Consider the following 21,960-nt stretch of genomic DNA (forward strand, 5'->3'; position numbering starts at 1 on the left):
ACGCTGAGAGGAGTTGGAGAAGGCGATGCCACGATAGACGCGCATGCCGCTCGATTGGCTGCTACCGGATCTGTTTCAGATTGCGGCGCTCGTCGTCGGTCAGTCGCTCCAGCTGGGCAGGATTGAACCGCCCGCCCATGCCGACGAACTGCACTGGACTCGCCGGATCGTATGGCACGCTGGATTGGAGGCCGCCAGCAGGCACCTTCTTGCTCTCGCCGTCAGCGGGCGACGACGACTCCGTGCCAGCGTCAAGCATGCGCACCGTGAAGATCGAAGGCAGGTTTTGCCGCTGCGCCGCGCGATCCCGCGACATCGCATCCTGCGCAGCGGCGGCAGCTTGCGACGCCGTTGAACTGGCATTGGTCATCGCCCCCACATTCACGGTGGCGACCACCGGCAGCCCTGTCGATTTCCCCTGAACCTGCACGTTGGCCGCGTTTACCACCTGCAGCGCCGCGAAGTTGACATTGCCCGAGACCCGGATGCCCGCCTCACCGGCATCGATGGTGCCCAGCGGCGCCACCAGGTCCACGTCGCCGGGCGGCACCTCAGGAATCGGGCTCAGCGTGGCGATGCCGGCGCCCGAGGACGGCACGTTCGGCGACACCGTGACATTGCCCAGCGCGTCGTAGACCCGCTTGGGCGGGGTGTACACCACCGTGGTCTTGGAGCCCCGGCCGGCGTTGATGTCGCCTTCCGACGACCAGCCCTGGATGCTGCCGCCGAAGGTCGTCATGATGCGCGACAGGCCCAGCAGGATGCTGCCCTTCGCGTAGAGCGCGATGTCCCCCGCACCCTGCGTCAGCAGGCCGGCGCCGGCTCCCGCCGGCACGCCCTCCACGCCGACCAGCGTCTTGCCGCCCGGGTTGAGCATCTGGATGTCGCCGCCGAAGTTGGTATGCACGCCGGCGTCGGTAATGACTGGCACCGTCTGCCCGTTGACGGTGGTGGAACCCGTGATACTACTGAACATGGTGATGTCGCCCTGGTAGGCGATCGCCTTGCCGCGCGCATCCGTGGCCGGGAACAGCGCCGCGATCGCCTCGCGCCCGCGCAGGTAGCTGCCATAGCGCGAACTCGCCGGATCGTTGTACTCGCGCCCGCCGAGCAGCAGCTCCTGGAAGTAAACCTGCCGCGCGAAGACGCCCTGCTGCTCGCCGGGCAGCGCCAGGAAGTACGCCAGCGCATCGGCCGCCGCGCCCTTGTAGCCGAAACGCTGCCGCAGCCAGGCCAGCAGCTCTGCGTCGTAGGCATGCGCCACCTTGCCGCTGCCCGCCAGCGGCGTGCCTGCGTTCAGCTGGTTCGCCGCGTCGAAGTAGAGCCTGGCGAAGCCCGCGTAGTCGGGGCCGTTCGCGCCGGCACCGGCCAGCACCGTGATGCCGGCCCCGCCCGACTTGTTCGACGGGTTGACGATGTCGCCCACACTCGTCAGCGCGCCGTAGTAGCCCTGATTGAGGTTGCGTCCGGCCTGGGCCTGCAGCAGGCCGGGGCCGGCGACATTGACCGACTGATAGAAGATGTCGCGGCCCGCCTGCATCACGGTGATGTCGTTCGCCCCCACGTTGAGGAACACGCTCGGCGTCGGGCCCGTCCCCACGATGTCGCGGCCCGCGAGCACTTCGAACGGCTTGGCCGCGACATACCACGTGCGGTGCGTCGGCATGAACTGGCTCGAGGGCGACCAGTTCCGTGACAGCGCTTGTCCGATCTGCAGGTCATCGATATCGATGCCCGCATAGACCAGGGCCGGGCGCGGATCCTGGGCATGCAGGTTGCTCGTGGGGTTGTCTTCGCCGAAGGCGATCGGGTTGGATGCGTTCACGCGCACCGCGCCATCGGCGGCCGCATTGCTGGGGCCGCCCGGGCCCGAGGTGGTTTGAAAGAGCGGTCGCGCGGGGGTCGCCAGGCTGGCCATGTCGGCGCCCGACATCGACACGGTAGAGCCCGAGCCATAGATCGACCCTGCCGCAAGCAGCTCCAGCTGGCCGGTGGGCGACGGAATCAGCTCGATGACACCTGGCAGGGCACCCGCGGAGTCCGTGTCGCGCAGCCGGATGTCACCGTTGGCCGCGGCAACGGACAGGCTGCCGGGAAAGAAGCCATTGCCGTTCTGACTGCCGCTGCCCGACAAGGCGCCGTTCAACGGCGCGACATCGCCGCCCGCAGCAAGCAGGCGGATCGCCGTCGAAGGCCGCCACAAGGTGAACTGCGCATTGGCGCCCTTGACGATCGCGCCAGGCACCGTGTAGTACATCCCGGCGCTGTCCGCGAGCGCCGTCATCCCGGCATCGCCGGCGCCGCCCAGCACCAGGTCGCCGCGCGTGGACACCGTCACGATGCCGTCGCCCGGCACGACCGTCGGACCGGGCGTCTGCATCGAGCGCTTGATCGTCGAGACATCCAGCACGCGGGGATCGTACGACGTCCAGTACGACGGTCCCGTATTCTGCGCGATCACGCCCACCGCCCCGGCATCGATGGCGATGTCGCCCCTCAGCGCGGTCACCGAGCCGAAATAGTCCGTGGAATAGCCGTTGGAACCCTGGGCCTGGCGGCCATTGAGGACGCCCCCCACCTTGACGGTCAGGTCACCGCCGCCGGTCTGCACCAGGGTGCCATCCGCCATGACCCGGCCGGTGGAGGCGACGGCGAGATCGAGACCGGTCGAGCTGAAGCTGGCGCCGTCCGTCGTCACGCCGGCATGGCGTCCCGCGACCACCGTCAGGTTGCCGCCACCCAGTGTCCCGATGCCCTGGAAGCCGATCAGCCCCAAGGCGGAACTGTTGGCATTGGTCTTCGCCATGGATCCGAAGTTGATCCACCATGCGGCAGGATCGGGGCTGCCCCCTCCGCCGCCCTGGCGCCACAGCCAGTTGCTGGTCAGGTTGCTGTCGACGAAGCGCAACGTGCCGTCGGCGAGCTGGATGTTGCCGGTCACGTCCTGTTGCGCCGTCAGCAGCAGGTCGCCGCCGTGCTCGGGGTACCACGCCTGGGACACGCCGCCGGTGACGGTCGCTGCAAGATCGTAGGGGTTGCGGCCGTCGGCCGTCCTGAGCGGCGCCGACTGCGTACCGGCGGTATAGACGCCGTAAGGCGTGGCCTCGCTGAAGCTGCCGCCGGCCAGCAGGTCGAGGCTGCCGGTGCCTGTGCGCAGCACGCTGAAGAAGGTTCCCGTCAGGTCGGCGTTGTAGGCCGGGTCGTTGAGCGTGAGGTTGCCGCCGCCGCCGAGCGCTTGCGTCGCCTGCAGTGCGCGCTGGTCAGCCGCTGTGGTATCCGCGCCAGCGACCAGGCGCAGCGACGCCGACAGCGAACCGGCCGCCAGCATGTTCGCCCGCGCCGAGGTCGCGGCAGCCGCGGGGCTGCCCGGATCCGTCTGCAGCGACAAGCCCGTGACCTTGCTCTCCAGGCCGACCGCGATATAGAGGCGCTTGAGTTGCGTGCCATACGGGATGACGGTTCCCGAAGCATAGGTGGTACCGTCGAGCGCTTGCGGCCGGAAAGACATCGGCAGGCCCGCGCCGGTGGCGAGCGTGGGCACGGTCCAGCCCCCTGCCGCGGTCACCGCCACGGTGTTACCGGCGACCAGGCGCCACAGCAGGGCGCCCTGCGCGGCGAAGTGGACCTTATCCGTGGACAGGGAAGACGGCAGGATGGCGGCAAAAGTGGGCGCGATGGATGCGCCGGCCTGGAATCCGTCCGAGATGCTGCCGCCGATGGTCAGGTTGCCGCCCGCGCGGACCACGAGGGCCATCGGTTCACCGGCGCCGTAGGTCGGCGATGCCGGGCCGCGATCCGCGCCCTGTCCGTAGCGATACCCGGCCAGGTCGATATCCCCCGAGGTCGAAAGATCGCCGCTGGAAGCGATCTCGATGCCCGGCCGCAGGTGGAAGGCGCCGCCAAGGGCCGACAGGCCCGCCATGCGTGAAGCGAGTGCGGCATTGCCGAGCGCGGTGTGGATGAAGTCCGTGCTGGCCGCGTCGTAGCCGTCGAGCGTTGCCTGCGAAATGGTACTGCCGCCCGGCAGGTTGTAGGTCCAGAAGGCATTGAGCGCGAGGCTGTTCGCGCCCTTGATGGCGAGCGGACCGCCCGCGCTGATGGCAATGTCGCCCGAGGTCTCGCCGGCGCGCCGCGCATTCAGCACGATATCGCCATGGGCCACGCCATCCGGGGTGGACAGGTCGATGGTGGCGCCCGGCTGCAGCGTCAGGGTACCTCCGGCGGCGGTGAGTTCGACATGCCCGCGGTTCTTCGCCTCGATCGGCTGGCCGTAGCTGTCGACCTGCAGCACCGCGCCATGCGCATCGAGCACGGCGCTCGATGCCAGCGTCAGCCCGTGGGCGGCCGACAGCCTGATCGTGCCCGGCGCCGCGCCCGATGCGTCGATGGTGCCGCTCACGGTCAGCTGCCCGCCGTCCGTTGCGATCGACACCTGGTGCGCCTTCACACCGTCGCCGACCACCAGGTCCCCCTGCCTGGCGGTGAAGCTGCGGGCATCGAAGAAGCCGCCCCGGGTCAGCGCAGCGTTGAGCCCGGCAAAGTCGGCGAACGCTCCTGCCCGGGCACTGAAGTCGCCGCTGGCCTGGCCGTCGGTCGCGCCACCGTTCAGCGTACCGTTCAGCGCGACCTGCCCGTTGCCGGCATCGATCGTGATCTCGCCGGCGTTCGCATGGATCGCCGAGACGTCGATCAGCGAGCCGCCAGCCTGCACCACGCCGCCCTGCGCGCTGTGGAAGCTGGCCGTGCCGCCGAAGCCATAAACCGTAGCCCGCTGGATGGTCGACGGCTGGCCGCTCAGGTCAATGCGGCTGCCCGCGTCCAGCGCGATGTCGTGGGTGGCGTTCACCACCAGCTTGCCACTCGGCAGCAGGATGGTGCTGCCGATGGCGACGCTGTCGCCGCCCAGGTCGATCTGCGCGCCTGCGATGGTCGAGCTAGCCTGGCTCGGCGCCTGGCCTTGCGGCGCCACCACGTTCAGCGCCCCACCCGCCGTATAGGCCATGATCGACTTCTGCATGCCGGTCAGCAGCGGCGTTGCCAGTGTCAGGTTGCCACCCGTGCCGCTCTGGCCGAACACGGCCGCCGGATCCGCGCTGGGCGCCTGATAGACAAAGAGCGAGCCGTTTCCGGCCGACACGATCTTCTCGCTGGCCGTCAGGTTGACGTTGCCGAAGCCATAGACCGTGCGGCTGGCCTTGCTATTGTCCAGCGACAAGAACTGGCCGAGGTCGATCTCCCTGGCCACCAGGTCCAGCGTGCCCGTGCCGGTGCCCGGGCCGCCCGCGCCCAAGGCCGCCGGCGAGGTGCCTGGCACCACGCTCCAGGCGATCCTGTCCGCGGCGAAGGTCGCGCGGTCGCCGGCGTTGCCATAGCCGTAGATAGCGGGCGTCGCCAACTGCAGGTCGACACCGGAACCTGTGGCATCCAGCCCCGTGGTACCGAAGGTGTTGATGGCGTTGGCCGCGCTCAGGGTGAAGCGCTGCAGCGCGGGCGCGCCATGGTCCGGGTCGCCGTGCAGCAGCGTGTTGAACAGCGCCTGGTCGATCAGCAGGCCTGCGCCCGCGCCCGCCGCCGCGACGGCGCTGCCGGCGCCCACATTGAGCGTGCCCACAGCCAGCGTGATGTTGCGCGCGCCGAAATGGGCGCTCGGATCGAGGCTCGACTGCCCGTTGGTGGCAAAGGCCAGGGTGCCTTCGGCGTACAGCGACGATCCGGCGCCGACCGCGATCGAGCCGTTGCTGTTGGCGGAGCCGACCAGGTTCACGTTTCCGTTCGACAGGGCGAGCACGGTCACCGGGTCTGCCAGGTAGCGCAGTCCCGTCGAATCGGAGTCGAACGGCACTGCACCCCGGCCGACCGTCGACAGCGTGACCCCGCTGCCGACCGCGATGTTCCCGCCCACCAGGAACATCTCGCCCGCCTTGAGGGTCACGCCGTCGCGGATGAAGAGATCTGCGCCATTGTTGCCGAAGAACTGCAGCGAGCCGTTGGCCGGCGCCAGGAAGGCGTTAACGGTCAGGCGCGGCGCGCCGATGGCGTTGATGCTGCCGGCGCTCACCGAAATGCCGGAGAACCCGGCGGTCGGTGCCTCGTTGAACACCTCGCCGACATTGCGCAGGGCCACCTGGCCGCCGACGCCGCCTTGCGAGGGGGCAAACAGCACCGTCCCGCCGAAGTTCAGCGCGGACGGCGCCGGCGTGGGCGACGGCATCGGCATGTCGCTGGCCGCATTGAACTGCACGTCCAGGACCTTGCCATCGATGGGCAACAGCGGGCGCAGGCTGCCGGAGAGCGCGGCTTGCGCCGTCAGGAAGTCGCTGTAGCCCTGTTCGCTGTAGTGGGAATACGAGCGCACGGCCGTGCCCGGGGTCACCAGCACGGTGGTGGGCAGCTGGCTGCGGATGCCGGTGTTGGCGATCCCCGTGACGCCGGAGGTGAGATAGCTGCCGCCGCCGATGGCCGTCGCGCCGCCCGCCACCTTGGCGCCCCTCGCGCCGAGTTCAACGCGGTAGGCGCCGGGCAGCAGCGCGTAGTTGGAGGGCAGCAGCGTATAGGTGCCCGCGGGCAGGCCGGGCACGCCGGCCGCCAGCGTGATCTGCTGGCCGATGTCCGGGTCGCCCGCGCCGTTCTCGGGCGCCACCGGCGCGTAGCCGGAGGCATAGCCCGGCAGGATGGCGTAGACCTTGTCGCCCGCCTTGCTGAACCGGTTGGCCGGGTTGGCATTGATCAGCGGCGTGCCGAGGATGTTGACCGAGCCGCCCCGCCCGGAGACGAAGCCTGCGCCGGTCAGCGTGCCGCCGCCGGACAGGTCGACGAGCGCGCCGTCCCGGACATTCACGTTCTGGCTTTGAAGCTGTACGCCGGACTGGATGCCGTTCATGTTATACCCGGTCAGACTCGAGCCCAGGACCGCGTTGCCGTTGTAGTTGTATGTGACGCCGTCGATCGTCCCGCCGTAGGGAATCGTCAATCCGGCCATCGATACCGACGTCACACTGCCGGGCAGCAGATCGACCGTCTGCGCGAGGATCGAGTACGGATTCCCTCCGATATCGATACGCCCGAACGGAGCACGGACGATCCCGCCTTGTTCGATGATGGGGGCAACCAGGCTGAGATGACCGAAGACCGACAGCGGAGCGTCCGGCACCGTGGCCGTGGTGCGGCCGATCCTCAGCGTGGCGGCATAGCCGTTATTGCTCTGGCCGGCGATGACGCTGGCGACCGCATTGGTGGCCGGATAGACCTGAGCCGCTTCCAGGTCCAGGTCCCATGCCGATGCCAGCGTCGTGCCCTGCTGGACCGTGGTGGGCAGGAAACGGATATCGCCCTGGCTGACCAGCTTCGCCGAACGGAAACCGGGGGCCGGAGAGTTGAGATAAGTATTCTGCGCGGGATCGTAGTAGCTGTTGCGGGCCGAGAAGACGACCAGGCCCTGGACATCGATCTGGTTCGCGTCCACCGCCAGGGTCGCCGTGGTCGGCGAAGGAGCGGCCCCCGGGTTGTAGATGGTGCCGCTCCGGCTGCCGTCGCGGACGACGACCGGCGTGCCACTGAGCATGACATACGGCGCCGCCAGGCGGACGGCGCCACTGCCTGGCGTCAGCGCCGGGTCGGTGCCCGGAACCCGCGGTCCGGAGGTGAACGCTCCGGCATTGAGCTTGAGACTCCTGTCCAAGGATAGGGCGACGTCGCCGGAAAAGACGATGTAGTCGCCGGAGGACAGGGACAGGGCGCTGAAGCCGCCCTGCTTGACCATGTCGGCGCTCACCGTCGCCTGCCCGAACGGCAGCGTGGCCACCGGGGCGCCCGGCTCGGACAAAGCTGCCGCAGCCACACGCGCTTGCGTTACCGTCATCACGCTGGGCACCAGCACGCTGAACGGGATCTGCGCCAGCAGATCGGGGAAGGCGGGCGTGATCAGCGCAACGGACAGCTCCCCGCCCGCGGCCCCCTTTCCGCCCGCTGCGGCATGCAAGTTGCCGCCCAGGTCCAGGCCGCTCATCGAGGACAGCGCGATGCCGCCCCCATTGCCCGCCAGCGTGATCGTGCCGGCGCTGGATTGGCCCGGAACGGTCGAGGCATCGACGGTCACGGCGCGGCCATCCGCGTTCAGCTCGGCGCCAGGACGGATCACCACAAAGGCCGTGCCGCCGCCCAGCTTGATGGTGCCGCCATCCGTGACCGCGCCATAGCTGCGGCCCAGGGCATCCACCGCCGTGTAGGCCTGGCCCGAGACATCGAGCCTGCCGTGCGGACCGACCCAGACCGACACGCCGCGGTTCGCCCCGGCCGCATCGAAGTTGCGCGCCAGATCCGTGCTGCCGTCCGTTTCATTGGTCAGGCTGATGCTGCCGCCGCGCGCGGTCAGACTGCCATCGACCGTCACCTGGCCGAAGGCATCGAGCCGGATGCTCTGCCCCGCATCGACGGCGATGCTGGCATTGCTGCCGATCACGATGGCGCCGCCCGAGGGGTCCCCGCTCGCGGACTTGGCCAGCGAGCGCAGCGCCAGGCTGGCACCCCCGCGCTGGCTCAGCGTTGCGCTTTGCGGGTGTTCGGCGAATAGCGGCGGGAGCCACGAGGACATCGCCGAAGAGGGATTGCTGCCCGCGCGTACATTGAGGCTGTCGGACGTGAACCGGTACACGGGCATGGCCGGCGCGATGGCCGCCCCATCCGTCATCAGCACGCCGCGGCCGCCGTTGATATCGTAGTTGGAGAAGCCGGCGCGGAAGAAGGCGCCATCGAGCGAGGGCAGCGGCACGACCGACACGGTCTGGCCCAAGGCCACGCCGACCGGGATCACGGTACCGGCCTGGTAGGTCATGTCCCGGCTCTGGACCGAGCCCGCAGCATAGACGAGATGGTAAGGGTTGATGGCAATGCCATTCGGGAAGACGCTCGAGGGGATAACGGTGCCGGCCGGGATATGGTCGGGGCCACCAACGATGCGCGTCCCGGCCGGCACCACGTCACCGGGACTGTAGTAGACCAGCAGGCCATCGATCCCTTTGGAGGACAGGTCCACACCGTCCGGGACGACCCAGTCCGCGGCGGTCGGCGCACTGGGCCAGTTCACCAGGGAGATGACGGTGGGAGCAGGGACATCCAGCGTCAGCTTGGCAAACGTCTGCGTCAGCGTGAAAGGCAACGGTTGCCCCGCCCGGATCGTCAGCGGCTGGCTCAGCCTCAGCGGCGTCGAAGCCGGCGTGCCGCTTGCCAGCACGCCACCGCTGAGCATCGCGTTCTCGCCGATCAGGACACTGTCCGGCGATGAGACGGTCAGCGTGCCGCCGCCGTTGACACCGTAGGCGCGGATTTCGCCCTTGATCGCCAGCGTCCCGTCGCTGCTTTGGTTGATCGAGTCGCCGGCGATCAGGGTGACGTTGCCGCCCTTGCCGCCCATGGTCTTGCCGCTGGCGAGGATCGCGCCACCGGACGACACGTCGATCAGGCTGCCATCGCCCAGCATGAGGTCGCCCGACGAATCGAAGGTGACGTTGCCACCGTTAAGATAGGCGAGGCCCGTGAGCGTATCCGGATCGGTGCGCGCGTTGACCCACACCCCGCGCGCATCGATCGTCGCCCCCGGCGCCAAGGCAAGTGCGGAGGAACCGTCGGCCGCCGTCAGCGTGATCGGGGTCTTCGCTCCGGCCTGCAGGAACAGGTTCGAGACGTTCACCGTGCCGCCGTGCGCCGTGATATTGGCATTGACGTCGACATTGGGCGCCACCAGGCTCAGCTGGCCGCCATCGGCGAGCACCAGCGGCTGGCTCACCACGATGCGCCCGCCGCTGGCCAGGTCCAGCGCGCCGAGCTGGAAACCGTTCAACATGCCTGCGTCCAGCCACACCGTGTTCTGCCGCTGCGGGTCGAGCGCGTCCGCCGCCCCCATGCCCGGCGTCACGCCCACCTCCGTGCCGATCTTCACCTCGCTGGTGAACACCCCCGTGCGCCCCGGCCCCGTGTACTGCCCCAGTGCCAGCCCGCCCGCCTGTGCCACGGCGTACTGCCCCTGCTTGTAGCCGTCGGCGAGACCGGCCGCGCGCGCCTGCGTCTGCTGCGCCCCGTTGAAGACCCGGGCTACCACCTCGCCTTCGAGTACCGCCGTCGGTGCGCTCACCTGCAGGCGACCCGCGTCGCGGCCCACCGTGTAGCCGTTCTGCAGCACCTGCTGCGGCGCGATCAGCGGGCTCGCATACGACTGCGTCGCCGTCTTGCCCCAGCGCGGGTGCTCGTCGTCGAAGCCGGTGTAGACCCCCGTGTACAACACCCCCGCCTGCGCGTTATTGGCGTTGCTCAGCGTCCCGTCCGCCCCCTTGAACCACGTCTGCCTCAGGTATCCCGTCTGCACGTCCAGGCTGCCGCCCGACAGGTTGATCGACGAGCCCGCCTGCGTCACCACCTCCTTGCCGCCCAGCGTCACCGTGCCGCCCTGCGCCGCCCACTCGCCGATCCGGTGTCCCTGGTTGCCCAGGTAGCCGCCCACCTCCAGCAGCCCGCCTCCCGTGTACCAGCGCTCGGTCGCGTAGCCGCCCACGCCCGCCGGCACGTACACCAGCCGGCGCCGGTCGATCCACACGTTCGCATTGAGCAGGTTCCCGCTGTCGCGGTTGCCCGGCGCATCGCGCTGCTCGTTGCCCTGCACATTGACCCTCACGTTGTTCGTGTCCATCGCCAGCGCCACGCCCACCGCCCCCGACACATCCAGCAGCGCCCGGTTGGCCACGAAGCTACGCCCCGTCGCGCTCACCGCGATCTGCCCGCCCGTGGCCAGCGTCAGTGAATCGCCCTGGAACAGCACGTCGCCCCCGCTGACGATCTCCACCCGCGACTGGTCGCGCCGGTCCGACAGCCTCGACAGGTTGTCGAACAGCCCCGATGCCGCCCCCCCGCGCAGCAGGTCCTGCGCCGCCGAGTCCTGGATCAGCGCGTCACGCTGGCTGTCCAGCGCCGTGGTCTTGCCGTCATCGTCGATCAGCACCGCCGTCACCGCGCCCGGCCCCAGCGTCACCCGCCCCTGCGTGTCCACCGCCGAGTTCAGCAGGTGCACCGTGCCGCGCGTGTTGACCGTAGTGGTCGCCACCGCCACCCCGAGCTGCTGCACGTCGCGCCCGGCCAGCGTCACGTCGCCCTCCGTGGCCAGGATCAGCCCGCTGTTGGCCACCTTGCCCGCCCTGCCTGCACTACTAGCGCCGGCCGCGAACCGCGGCGAGATCTCGTTGCCGCGCGTGGTCGACGTGGTGTTGCCGTCGGTGCCCACCCCCCGCCGGATCACAAAGCTGTCGCCCGCGGCCAGCGCCGCCTGCCCGCGCGGCGTGGCGATCGTGCCCGCATTGCCGACCTCCGCGCCCAGCAGCAGCACATAGCCCCCGCCCTGCGTCACCGTGGCCGGCGTGCGCGTAGCAATCCGCGCGCCGGCCTGCACCTCCACCTTGCCCAAGGCATCGGTGAAACTTGGCGTCGTGCCATTGAGCCCGTAGATGCCGTTGCTCGTGAACTGGCTGTCGCTGATGCGCGCGGCGGCCGCCACCAGGTTGCGCGTGTCGACCTGGCTGGTGCCGCTGAAGATGACGCCATTGCGGTTGACGATCATCACCGTGCCATCACCCCGGATCTGCCCCTGGATCTGGCTCGGCCGTGCCTGCGGGTCGTTGACGCGGTTCAGCACCGCCCAGTCCGCCTGCTGCTTGAAATCCACCGTGGTGTTGCGCCCGACGTTGAAGGTCTCCCAGTTCAGCACCGCGCGGTCCGCGGTCTGCTGGATGGCCACCGTCGTCTTGCCGTCGGCCACCGTCTGCGCCGGCGCGTTGGCGTTGACCCAGCCCTGCGTAAGGCTGTTGGTGTCGATCTTCAGGCCGCCCTCGGCCAGCCCGTCCGGCACCGTGGCGTTCGCCGCCGCGGCGGCCGCGCGCGCGCTGGCCTGCGCCGCCTGCATCGCCGCGATGCCCTGTGCGGCCGTGCCCAGGTTGGCCAGCGAGCGCTGCAGCTCGGCGTTGGCCTGTTGCTGCTGCGCCGAGGGGCTGGCCAGCGCCGACACCGGCATGCCGTTGGGCAGGCGCCCGGTCTGCTGCGCCGCGCTCTGCGCCGCGCCCTTGGACGCAAACCATGCACTGCTGAACGCCTGCTGCGCCTGCGCCGTGCCCCAAACCCCGCCAGTGGCAAGCAGCATGGCAACGGCCCGGGTCAGCGGCGCCGTGCGCAATGGCCATGCCGCCGGTGCCAGGTGTCGTGATTTCGCTATTGCGCACTTGCGCCCGCGTGTGCTCATCTGAAGTCCTGCCCAATAGTTGAGTCGATTCCGCTACGGCAGCCCGCCCGGTGCCGGGCTGCCACGTCCTTCGAGTTTTGTTTGGTTCCGCTTCGCAGTAAGCGGCAACAGGAACTCGCTGAGACAAGACGAATGGCTACCGCCAGATCCCTCAACTATTTTTTGACTTTGCACTTTCTCGCCGGGCTACAGCGGCGAACCTCGTGAGGCGGTGGGCATTCCACACCCGATGCACTTTGCGCAGTGCAAAGGCCAGCCCTCGTGCCGGAAAGATCAACTCAGGACCAGCAGTCCTCCTGGCAAGGACGTGGCTTCAAGCTTGTAGGTATGCTCGATTTGCCATAACACCGCGTCGAGAGACGTAACCAGGAATCGACCGCTCACCAGATGGGCGCGAACAGCGGCGTTCACCAGCACGACACGGCCGGGGCGATAGCGGTTGATTTCTTCGACCACCTCGGCAAGCGGCGTATTGCGGAATACCATTTCTCCGGTGCGCCAAGCCGACACCTCCTGCGGATCAGCGCCGGCGACGGGGCTGACGATACGATCGTCGTAGATTGCTTGCTGCCGAGCCAGGAGTGCGCGAATCCCCGAGGGATGCTCCACGCGTGCGGCGCCCTCAAGACAGGTGACACAGACCTTGCCGTTGAGAGACTTCACGTCGAGGCGTCCCGATTCGGCTACGCTTCGGCCCGCTCCCGCCGTCACGACGAAGCGCTGGCCGTCCCGGGACAGGTCGACGGCGGCCTGTCCATTGATGAGTTCCAGGCCGACCATTTCGCCATGGTCCATCTGTCGTCGAACGCTGGTCCGCGTGTTGAGCGTAACCAGAACACTGCCGGCTCGCCCGATTTCCTGCCGCTCGCCGGCGGCGGTACGGTAGTCCGCCCCCCACTCCGTGATTGCTGGCCAGACCCCGAGGGGTGGGTACACCGCGGCAACGGCCGCTACGGCCGCAGCACTCACCGCCGCGCCCATGAATGCACGACGCCCCGACTGCATGGGGCGTGACGCATGGCTGTGTGCGGCAGCGATCTCCGGATTGGCACGCAGCAATTCCCCTGCCGCCGGCTTCATTGCAGTCCAGACCCGCCTGGCTTCGTTGAACGCTTCCTTATTGGCCGGGCTGCTCTGCAGCCAGCGTTGAAATCCTTGCGCATCCCATGCATTGACTTCGCGCGAGGTGAGCAAGCGCACCCAGGCCCGCGCTTCCTCCTGGAGCACGTCGTTGGAGACGGCATGTTGGTCGATGGGTTTCTTCACGATATCGAATCAAGCCACCATGACGACACGCGCTGGATAGAGTCGGCGAGCGGCGCGCAGCTTCGGCGCGGATTGCGTTTCACGAGTAAAGACGAATGACAATGCTCAAATCCCTCAACTATTTTTGTCTGCTCGACATTTGGGCACAGAAATCGTGCGCGCGCTTCAATTCGTTCTCGACCGTGCGTATCGAAACCCCCAGTCGCTCGGCCACTTCCTTTTGCGGCAATCCTTCCCAGCGGACCAGCAGCAAGATTTGCCGCCGGCGCTCTGGCAAGCGCGCCATGATTCTGCTCAAGGCCTCAAGCTCGGCACGGTCTTCAACCACCTGCGCCGGACCGGGTGCGGGATCGGACAGCGCCATGAGAGCGTCAACGTCGTCTGTCGACAAGTTGCGGCTCTGCCTGCGCTGGATGTCGACGGCGATATTGACCGCCATGCGCAGCAGATAGGCACTCGGGCTCAGGATCGGCCCGCGGCTCTCCTGGCGCTGCAACCTCAGATAGGTATCGTGCAAAGCATCGCCGGCCAGATCATCGCTGCCCAGCACCCGCACGAGACTGCGCTTAAGTTTGGCGTAGCGATTGGCCAAATGGTCCAACAAGGCCGGCTGCACGTCGTCGGACATAGCTAGGATGCCCCCCTGCCGCAGCGAAGCGTGCCATTGTGATCCCCGGGGACTATCAACATAATTAACGGTTGTTGCACCATATCCAGCGGCGGCGGAGGGACCTGAATCGTTCTCAAGGTCTCCATCAGCGCCACGTCACGTTGGGGCTCCCCCGTCGAACCCAGCAAGCGCACCCCTTGGATGCGGCCATCGGCGCTCAATTGAAAGCGCATCAGCGCGCGGTAAGTCCCGGGGGCGGTCCGTGGGGTGCTACAGAGCGCCTGCCAGATGCGGGATTGAACCTGGCCAGGATACCGTCGATCACTGACCAGATTGTCGATCCCGGCATAGGGTGCCGGTGCAGCGTGCTCATCGGCTTGCATCAAGACAAAGGCACTGCCGCCTCCCCCTGCATCGTCTCGTTCTGCGACGAGGCCGGTGCCCTTGAGTAGCTGGTTCAGCGCGACTTCGGGCAAGAAGCGCCCCTGCACAGCTGACGACATGCGCCCGGTCACGAGTTCGCTTCGAAAAAGCACCGGCCGTCTGGACTGCGCCGCATAGCGGTCAAGTGCGGAATCCAAGGGTAGCGCGGGTATGTCGAAATCGAAAAACCTTTCATTTCTCCCCGCCGCGAGGCTGATGGCCGGCGCATCCGCCAACGGCAATGTGGCAGCGGTGGCCTGTCCATGCAGAGGCATGTCCGACCGTGATGGCCCGCCCGACGTACCCGTCGACTGCGCACGCACCATCCCAGTCGCAATCAGGAGCCCCAAGCCACTCAAGAATCCTGTCAGCGCAAGCACGCTGACCGATGCCGAGTTGCCTGTCATTTCAAACGCATGAGTCGCCGGAGTTTTTGGAAATAGCGGGGTGGATGCTTCGCCAGCAATGTCGTCGAATTTTGTGACTATTTCATGACGAACGCCGCTTTTTCCGTGTGACTTCCATCTACACAGAAAGGAAGTGCGCCCTGCTGGACGCAAAAAAAAACTATGCCGAACGGCCGGGCCAAGAATCCCGGTTAGGTTAGCAATAGCACCGGCGGTTCACCCGGCCCGGCCTGCGATTCGCTCCAGTGTCTGCTCAAGCTCGCGGCGATCTGCCTCGCGCTTGGCCGCGGCACGCTGGGCCAGGTTATGCAACTTCCGCCGAACACCCGGCAACTGACTCGCATGAGAAAGCCCGAGAATGCCGAAGTCTGGCTTCTCGTCTTCTACTGACCGAAGAAATGCGCACGAAGGCTTGTCCAGCCACGCTGCCCCGCGTGCCAGCAATCGCTCACGGCTCTCCCGCAAGGCCTCCGCGCTGATTGGCTCGGCCGTCAACCGTGGCAGATCGTGTTCGAACAGGTTGATCGCCCTCTCACCATGCAGGCTGGCGACGGCATAGACCTGTTTCACGATGTCGCGGACATGCACCGCGGTGGCGGGCGCACCGCGCACCTTCACCTTACCGCACAGGGCGCGCAGGTCATCAGCGGTGATTTCATTGAGCAGCCGGTTCTGGAAGGCCGGCAGAATGTCCCGATCGACGATGCTCTTGCACATCGCCTCGGTGCTGTCGGCAATCCGGGCATCCACCAGCCACTTGTCGGTCACGTCGCCAAAGGTCTTGGCGGCGGTCAGTCGGCGCTTTTCGCGCTGCTTCTCGTGGGCTGGGGACTTGCCTTGGGCGACGGCCTTCTTGGCGTCGAGCAGCTCTTCTCGAACCATCGCCAGCGAGATGCCGGACGGCCCGTGGCGGCCAATGGTCAGCGTCTCGCGCCGGCCATTGAGACGGTAAACCTAGCGGAAGGTGACGGTACCGGTGGGCGATACCGTCACATACATGCCATCGCGGTCGGAAGCCTTGTATGTCTTGGATTTAGGCTTGAGATTGCGCAGTGCGGTGTCGGTAAGCATCGAGGTTTTTCCTCCTGTTCATGACGGCTTTTACCGTCAGGGGCCAGGAGACCTGCTGATGCCGGGAAAACCGCATAAAGCCAGCTTTCCCGAAGAGACTTTTACCGTCAAAGACCGATTTGGTCTGGATAGTAAGCGGGAGGGCCTTAATCCGGCCTCCTGGTTCTACTGCCACTTCTACCGCCAACCAGTTCCGCTGGCCGGCGATGGCGACCGATAGCCGTCGCAACCCATTTCTTTTTAAATCAATACGTTACGACGATTTTTCGATAGCTGGCGATAGTCCCCGAAGGACCCGATTTCACTCCCACTCGATCGTTGCCGGCGGCTTGCCCGACACGTCATACACCACGCGATTCAACCCCCGAACCTCATTGATGATGCGGTTCGAGCAGCGGCCCAGCAGCGCGTACGGCAAATGCGCCCAATGCGCCGTCATGAAATCGGTGGTCTGCACCGCGCGCAGCGCGACCACGTAGTCATAGGTTCGGCCGTCGCCCATCACGCCAACCGACTTGACTGGCAAGAACACCGCAAAGGCCTGGCTGGTCAGGTCGTACCAGCTCTTGCCCACTTGCGAAGGCTCGCACATGCCCGCAGCGGCATCCTGCTCGGTAGCAACCGTGCCACGCAGCTCTTCGATGAAGATCGCGTCGGCGCGGCGCAGCAGCTCGGCGTAGTCACGCTTGACTTCGCCCAGGATACGCACGCCCAGGCCCGGGCCGGGGAACGGGTGGCGGTAGACCATCTCCGGCGGCAGGCCGAGCGCCACGCCGAGTTCGCGGACTTCGTCCTTGAACAGGTCGCGCAGCGGCTCGAGCAGCTTCAGGCCGAGCGTCTCCGGCAGGCCGCCCACATTGTGGTGGCTCTTGATGGTGGTGGCCTTCTTGGTCTTGGTGCCACCGGACTCCACCACGTCGGGGTAGATCGTGCCTTGGGCCAGCCACTTCGCGTTGGTCAGCTTCTTGGCCTCGGCCTGGAACACTTCGACGAACTCGCGGCCGATGATCTTGCGCTTTTGCTCGGGATCGGTCACGCCAGCCAGGTGGCCGAGGAACTGCTCGGACGCGTCGATGGCGATGACCTTGGCGTGCAGGCGGCCGGCGAACATGTCCATCACCATCTTGCCTTCGTTCAGGCGCAGCAGGCCGTGGTCGACGAACACGCAGGTGAGCTGGTCGCCGATGGCGCGGTGGATCAGGGCTGCGGCCACCGAGGAATCGACGCCGCCGGACAGGCCGAGGATCACTTCTTCGTCGCCGACCTGTTCGCGGATCTTGGCGACGGCTTCGGTGATGTGGTCATGCATGACCCAGTCAGGCTTGGCGCCCGCGATCTTCAGCACGAAGCGCTCCAGGATGTCGCGGCCCTTGGCGGTATGCGTGACTTCCGGGTGGAACTGCACGGCGTAGTAGCCGCGCGCTTCGTCGGCCATGGCGGCGATCGGGCAGCTCGGCGTGGAGGCCATCAGCTTGAAGCCCGGCGGCAGCTCGGCGACCTTGTCGCCGTGGCTCATCCAGACCTTGAGCATGCCGTGGCCTTCGGGCGTGGAGAAATCTTCCAGGTCCTTGAGCAGCGCGGTGTGGCCATGCGCACGCATCTCGGCGTAGCCAAACTCGCGATGGTCGCTCCACTCCACCTTGCCGCCCAGTTGCACGGCCATGGTCTGCATGCCGTAGCAGATGCCCAGCACCGGCACGCCGAGGTCCCACACGGCCTGCGGCGCGCGCAGCTGGTGGTCTTCGTAGGTGCTGGCGTGGCTGCCGGACAGGATGATGCCCTTGGGCGCGAACTCGCGCACGAATTCGTCCGTGACGTCGTTCGGGTGGATTTCGCAGTAGACGTGCGCTTCGCGCACGCGGCGGGCGATCAGCTGCGTAACTTGCGAGCCGAAATCAAGGATGAGGACTTTGTCGTGCATGATGGGCGGATGGCGTTTCGTCCGGTGCGGGCTCGGTCATCACTTCGGTGCCCGGACCATAGCCGGGCGGCGGCGTGACACCCGGCTCGCGCCGGTATTCGGGTGATTGCGGCCGGCGTGCCACGGGGGCGGTGCCGGCATCCTTGTTTTGCGTCTCTTTTTGCAGCTCGCGTTGTTCACGCTGCTCGCGTTCGCGCACGCGTACGCGCTTGGCGGCCGGGATCTGCACCGCGGCGAAGAAGGCCAGGACCGCGGCCAGCACCGGCAGCCAGATCTTGCCGGCGCCCTGCACCGGCAGCTCGAACATAAGCATCCACGCCACGATCAGCACCGCGCTGGTGAGATTGACCTGCCCGACTGTTCGCGCCACCGCCACCGTAAGCTGCCCATTGACGGTTGCCTGCCACAGCAGCAAGGCCAGGCCGACCAGGGCCACGCCGAGCAACTGCCCGTACATCGCGGGCTGCGGCTGCGGCAGTTGCAGCGCGCTATAAAGGGTCGTGAAAGGCGACAGCAGCATGACGATGCCGAGCAGCAGATTCAGCAACGCGTCCAGGAACAGCACGGCACGCAGCAATACTTTCATGAGAACTCCTCCGGCCAGGCGCAGTGCCTGGCTTGCGGGCGGCGCCGGGCGGCGCAGCCGGCGCGCGGCTGGCGGGACATCCAGGTCCCGCACAGCCGCCAGTTCATAAAGACCTGCCTGGTCGACTCACTGACACCGACTTAGTCGATGTAGTAGTTCGGCGCTTCCTTGGTGATCTGCACGTCGTGCACATGCGACTCGCGCATGCCCGCGGCGGTGATCTGCACGAACTCGGACGTCTCGTGCCAGTCGGCGATCGAGCTGCTGCCGCAGTAGCCCATGGAAGCACGCACGCCGCCGCACATCTGGTGGATGATGGCGGTGACCGAGCCCTTGTAGGCCACGCGGCCTTCAATGCCTTCGGGAACCAGCTTGTCGACGTTGGCGGTGTTGTCTTCCTGGAAGTAGCGATCTGCCGCGCCGTCCTTCATCGCGCCGACCGAACCCATGCCGCGGTAGCTCTTGAAGGAGCGGCCCTGGTACAGGAACACTTCGCCCGGTGCCTCTTCGGTACCGGAGAACATGCCGCCCATCATGACCACATGCGCGCCGGCAGCCAGTGCCTTGGCGATGTCGCCCGAGTAGCGGATGCCGCCATCGGCCACCAGCGGCACGCCAGTGCCCTTGAGGGCTTCGGCCACGTTGGAAACCGCAGTGATCTGCGGCACGCCCACGCCAGCAACGATACGGGTGGTGCAGATCGAGCCCGGGCCGATGCCGACCTTGACGCCGTCGGCGCCATGATCGACCAGCGCGCGCGCGGCGGCACCGGTGGCGATGTTGCCGCCGATCACCTGCACTTGCGGGTAGTTCTGCTTGACCCAGCGCACGCGGTCCAGCACGCCCTGGCTGTGGCCGTGGGCGGTATCGACCACGATCACGTCCACGCCAGCCTTGACCAGCAGGTCCACGCGTTCGTCGTTATCAGGGCCCACGCCGACTGCGGCGCCGACCCGCAGCTGGCCGCGGTCATCCTTGCTGGCCAGCGGATGTTCCACTGCCTTCTGGATGTCCTTGACGGTGATCAGGCCGTTGAGCTCGAAGTCCTTGTTGACCACCAGCACACGCTCGAGGCGGTGGCGGTTCATCAGGCGCTTGGCGTCTTCCAGCGATGCGTCTTCGCCCACCGTGACGAGCTTCTCGCGCGGCGTCATCTTGGCGCGCGCAGGCGCGTCCAGTTCTTCCTCGAAACGCAGGTCGCGGTTGGTGATGATGCCGACCACGGTCTTGCCTTCCACCACCGGGAAACCGGAGATGCCGTATTGATGTGATAGTGCAATCACATCGCGGATCTTCATGTCGGGGGGAATGGTGATCGGGTCACGCAGCACGCCGGATTCGTAGCGCTTCACGCGCGCCACTTCCCGGGCCTGGTCGGCCGGCTTCAGGTTCTTGTGGACGATGCCGATACCACCGGCCTGCGCCATGGCAATTGCCAGGCGGGCTTCCGTGACGGTATCCATGGCGGCGGATACCAGCGGAATGTTCAATTCGATCGAACGGGTCAGGCGGGTACGGAGCGAAACATCCCGGGGCAGTACCGACGAATACGCCGGCACGAGGAGCACGTCATCGAATGTGAGTGCTTTCTGGACAAGACGCATAGCAATTCCTCTAGGCGCAAAACCGAATTATACAGGAATGGCACGTTTCTTGACGCGCCTGCGAGTGCCCTTGTTCAAGTCTGCTATGCTCTTTGTCTTTTTTTCAGGGATAGGCAAGCCACAATGGGTATTGGCGTACTGTGCGGCCTGCTGGCCGGCGCCTTCTGGGGCATGGTGTTTATCGCCCCCAAGCTGCTGCCCGTCTTCTCCCCCTGGGAACTCGCGATCGGCCGCTACCTGGCCTATGGGCTGGTCGCCTTCATCGCCGCGCTGCCGCTGATGAAGCGCATTGCGCGCAAGCTCACGCGCGCAGACTGCCTTGCGCTGCTGCGCCAGGCCTTCACCGGCAACCTGCTGTACTACGTGCTGCTGGCGTTCGGCGTGCAGCTGGCCGGCGTGGGCCCCACCTCGCTGATCATCGGCATCCTGCCCATCTCCGTGACCATCATGGGCCGGCGCGACCATGGCGCCGTGCCGCTGTCGCGCCTGATCTGGCCGCTGCTGGTGGTGGCCGCCGGCATCGCCTGCATCAATATCGACCTGTTCGCCGGCGGCGGACATGCGCACGGCGCTGCCGCGGGCGAGGCGGTGCGCACGGTCTGGCAACGGCTGGCCGGCGTGATGTGCGCGGCCGGCGCGCTGGTGTGCTGGACGCTCTACGCGGTCGACAACGCACGCTACCTGCAGCGCAACCCGCAATACAGCGGCAATGAATGGTCCGCGCTGTATGGCATCTCCACCGGCGTGGTGTCGGTGGTGCTTGCGCTGCTGGCACTGCTGGGCTGGCTGGTCGCCGGCGACAGCCTGGATGCGGCCAGCGGCGGCCGCGACTGGCAGTGGTTCTGGATGGTCAACGCGGCCGTGGCGCTTGGTGCGTCACTGATCGGCAACAACCTCTGGAATATCTCCAGCCGCCGCCTGCCACTTACGCTCTCGGGGCAAATGATCGTATTCGAGACGCTGTTCGCGCTGGCGTACGGCTTTGTCTTCGACCATCGCCTGCCGCGCCCGCTGGAGATCGCGGCCATCGCGTTGCTCATGATTGGCGTGGCCTGGTCGGTTCGCTTGCACGCTGTCGACAAGTCTGCCTAAACTAGCGGCCAATCCCGTCAGCCAAGGGCGCACGAGTCACTCGCAAAGCGGGGTTCCAGCCCTGTGCGCCCTGCTGCCGCACGCACTCTCACCGCAGGCTGCCCCAACACGCTAAGCCATGAAACGATCGACCGCGCACATCAAGCTCGCCACGCTGGCCGCCCTCGCCTGCCTGTGCCAGGCAGCCACCGCCCAGGCGGATTCACAATGGCAGTGGCGCGACGGCAGCGGCCGCATGGTCTACAGCGACGTGCCGCCGCCGCCCTCGGTGCCTGCCGCCAGCGTGATCAAGGCACCTGGACGCTTTGCCGGCAGCTTGCGCCCGGTCGAGCCGCCAGCCGCTGCAACCAGCCCTGCAGGCGTTGCCGCCGCCACCCAGGCTGCGCCGGCGCCGGGCGCAAAGGGCAATGGCAGTGTGAAAGCCGAGTCCATGGCAAGTGCCGAGGAAGCCTTCGAGAAACGCCGCGCCGCGCAGGCAAAGGCCGAAGCGGACCAGGCCGCCAAGGACCTGGCCGCGCAGGAGCGCCAGGTGCGCTGCGCGCAATCGCGCAACTATGCGACTTCCCTGCAGCAGAACCGCCGCATTGCCGTGTCAGCGCCAGATGGCTCGCCGCAGCAATTGAACGATGACGAGCGGCAAGCCGAATTGCAACGCGTCAACGCCGCGCTCGCACAAAACTGCGTCTGAGCGCGTGCGCAGCTCCGC

At 67.0% G+C, this 21,960-nt stretch carries 9 protein-coding genes and 1 pseudogene; 2 read left to right on the forward strand and 8 right to left on the reverse strand.

The window, feature by feature from the left end; genetic code table 11:
• Nucleotides 1-61 precede the first annotated feature (61 nt).
• The 8 genes and pseudogenes from AC1RQC_RS01070 to guaB all read right to left on the reverse strand — a co-directional run bounded on the left by AC1RQC_RS01070 (nt 62) and on the right by guaB (nt 20,162).
• Nucleotides 62-12,175 carry a filamentous hemagglutinin family protein gene (locus AC1RQC_RS01070; protein ID WP_492882300.1) on the reverse strand — a complete coding sequence of 4,038 codons (12,114 nt, stop codon included), beginning with the start codon at nt 12,173-12,175 and terminating at the stop codon, nt 62-64.
• Nucleotides 12,176-12,547: 372 nt separating this feature from the next.
• A complete protein-coding gene (locus AC1RQC_RS01075) occupies nt 12,548-13,540 on the reverse strand; it encodes a FecR family protein (protein WP_492808575.1) in 993 nt (330 codons plus the stop codon).
• Between the two features lie 118 nt (nt 13,541-13,658).
• Entirely contained in the window at nt 13,659-14,168 is a 510-nt protein-coding gene (locus tag AC1RQC_RS01080) for an RNA polymerase sigma factor (protein ID WP_253927749.1), read from the reverse strand.
• Nucleotides 14,169-14,170: 2 nt separating this feature from the next.
• Entirely contained in the window at nt 14,171-14,980 is an 810-nt protein-coding gene (locus AC1RQC_RS01085; RefSeq protein ID WP_492882301.1) for a TonB C-terminal domain-containing protein, read from the reverse strand.
• Between the two features lie 519 nt (nt 14,981-15,499).
• Nucleotides 15,500-16,051, reverse strand: a pseudogene (locus AC1RQC_RS01090) (tyrosine-type recombinase/integrase); the annotation flags it as partial.
• 301 nt (nt 16,052-16,352) lie between these two features.
• A complete protein-coding gene (guaA, locus tag AC1RQC_RS01095) occupies nt 16,353-17,972 on the reverse strand; it encodes a glutamine-hydrolyzing GMP synthase (protein ID WP_043346901.1) in 1,620 nt (539 codons plus the stop codon).
• Nucleotides 17,947-18,558 carry a hypothetical protein gene (locus AC1RQC_RS01100; RefSeq protein ID WP_492371714.1) on the reverse strand — a complete coding sequence of 204 codons (612 nt, stop codon included), beginning with the start codon at nt 18,556-18,558 and terminating at the stop codon, nt 17,947-17,949. The genes guaA and AC1RQC_RS01100 overlap by 26 nt, the downstream gene beginning before the upstream one ends.
• A 140-nt stretch (nt 18,559-18,698) precedes the next feature.
• Nucleotides 18,699-20,162 carry an IMP dehydrogenase gene (gene guaB, locus AC1RQC_RS01105; RefSeq protein WP_006163509.1) on the reverse strand — a complete coding sequence of 488 codons (1,464 nt, stop codon included), beginning with the start codon at nt 20,160-20,162 and terminating at the stop codon, nt 18,699-18,701.
• 123 nt (nt 20,163-20,285) lie between these two features.
• Between guaB and AC1RQC_RS01110 the strand changes: the two genes are divergently transcribed.
• Both AC1RQC_RS01110 and AC1RQC_RS01115 read left to right on the forward strand, forming a co-directional pair.
• Nucleotides 20,286-21,254 carry a DMT family transporter gene (locus AC1RQC_RS01110; protein ID WP_150983476.1) on the forward strand — a complete coding sequence of 323 codons (969 nt, stop codon included), beginning with the start codon at nt 20,286-20,288 and terminating at the stop codon, nt 21,252-21,254.
• 118 nt (nt 21,255-21,372) lie between these two features.
• Nucleotides 21,373-21,942 carry a DUF4124 domain-containing protein gene (locus AC1RQC_RS01115; RefSeq protein WP_492371713.1) on the forward strand — a complete coding sequence of 190 codons (570 nt, stop codon included), beginning with the start codon at nt 21,373-21,375 and terminating at the stop codon, nt 21,940-21,942.
• Nucleotides 21,943-21,960 lie beyond the last annotated feature (18 nt).

Source organism: Cupriavidus sp. GW822-FHT03E04 (genome assembly GCF_058801495.1).

Excerpts from the sequence above, each read along its gene's own strand:
- AC1RQC_RS01070 (WP_492882300.1), bottom strand. The coding sequence starts at position 12,175 with ATGCTGCTTGCCACTGGCGGGGTTTGGGGCACGGCGCAGGCGCAGCAG.
- AC1RQC_RS01080 (WP_253927749.1), bottom strand. The coding sequence starts at position 14,168 with ATGTCCGACGACGTGCAGCCGGCCTTGTTGGACCATTTGGCCAATCGC.
- AC1RQC_RS01085 (WP_492882301.1), bottom strand. The coding sequence starts at position 14,980 with ATGACAGGCAACTCGGCATCGGTCAGCGTGCTTGCGCTGACAGGATTC.
- guaA (WP_043346901.1), bottom strand. The coding sequence starts at position 17,972 with ATGCACGACAAAGTCCTCATCCTTGATTTCGGCTCGCAAGTTACGCAG.
- AC1RQC_RS01100 (WP_492371714.1), bottom strand. The coding sequence starts at position 18,558 with ATGAAAGTATTGCTGCGTGCCGTGCTGTTCCTGGACGCGTTGCTGAAT.
- guaB (WP_006163509.1), bottom strand. The coding sequence starts at position 20,162 with ATGCGTCTTGTCCAGAAAGCACTCACATTCGATGACGTGCTCCTCGTG.
- AC1RQC_RS01110 (WP_150983476.1), top strand. The coding sequence starts at position 20,286 with ATGGGTATTGGCGTACTGTGCGGCCTGCTGGCCGGCGCCTTCTGGGGC.
- AC1RQC_RS01115 (WP_492371713.1), top strand. The coding sequence starts at position 21,373 with ATGAAACGATCGACCGCGCACATCAAGCTCGCCACGCTGGCCGCCCTC.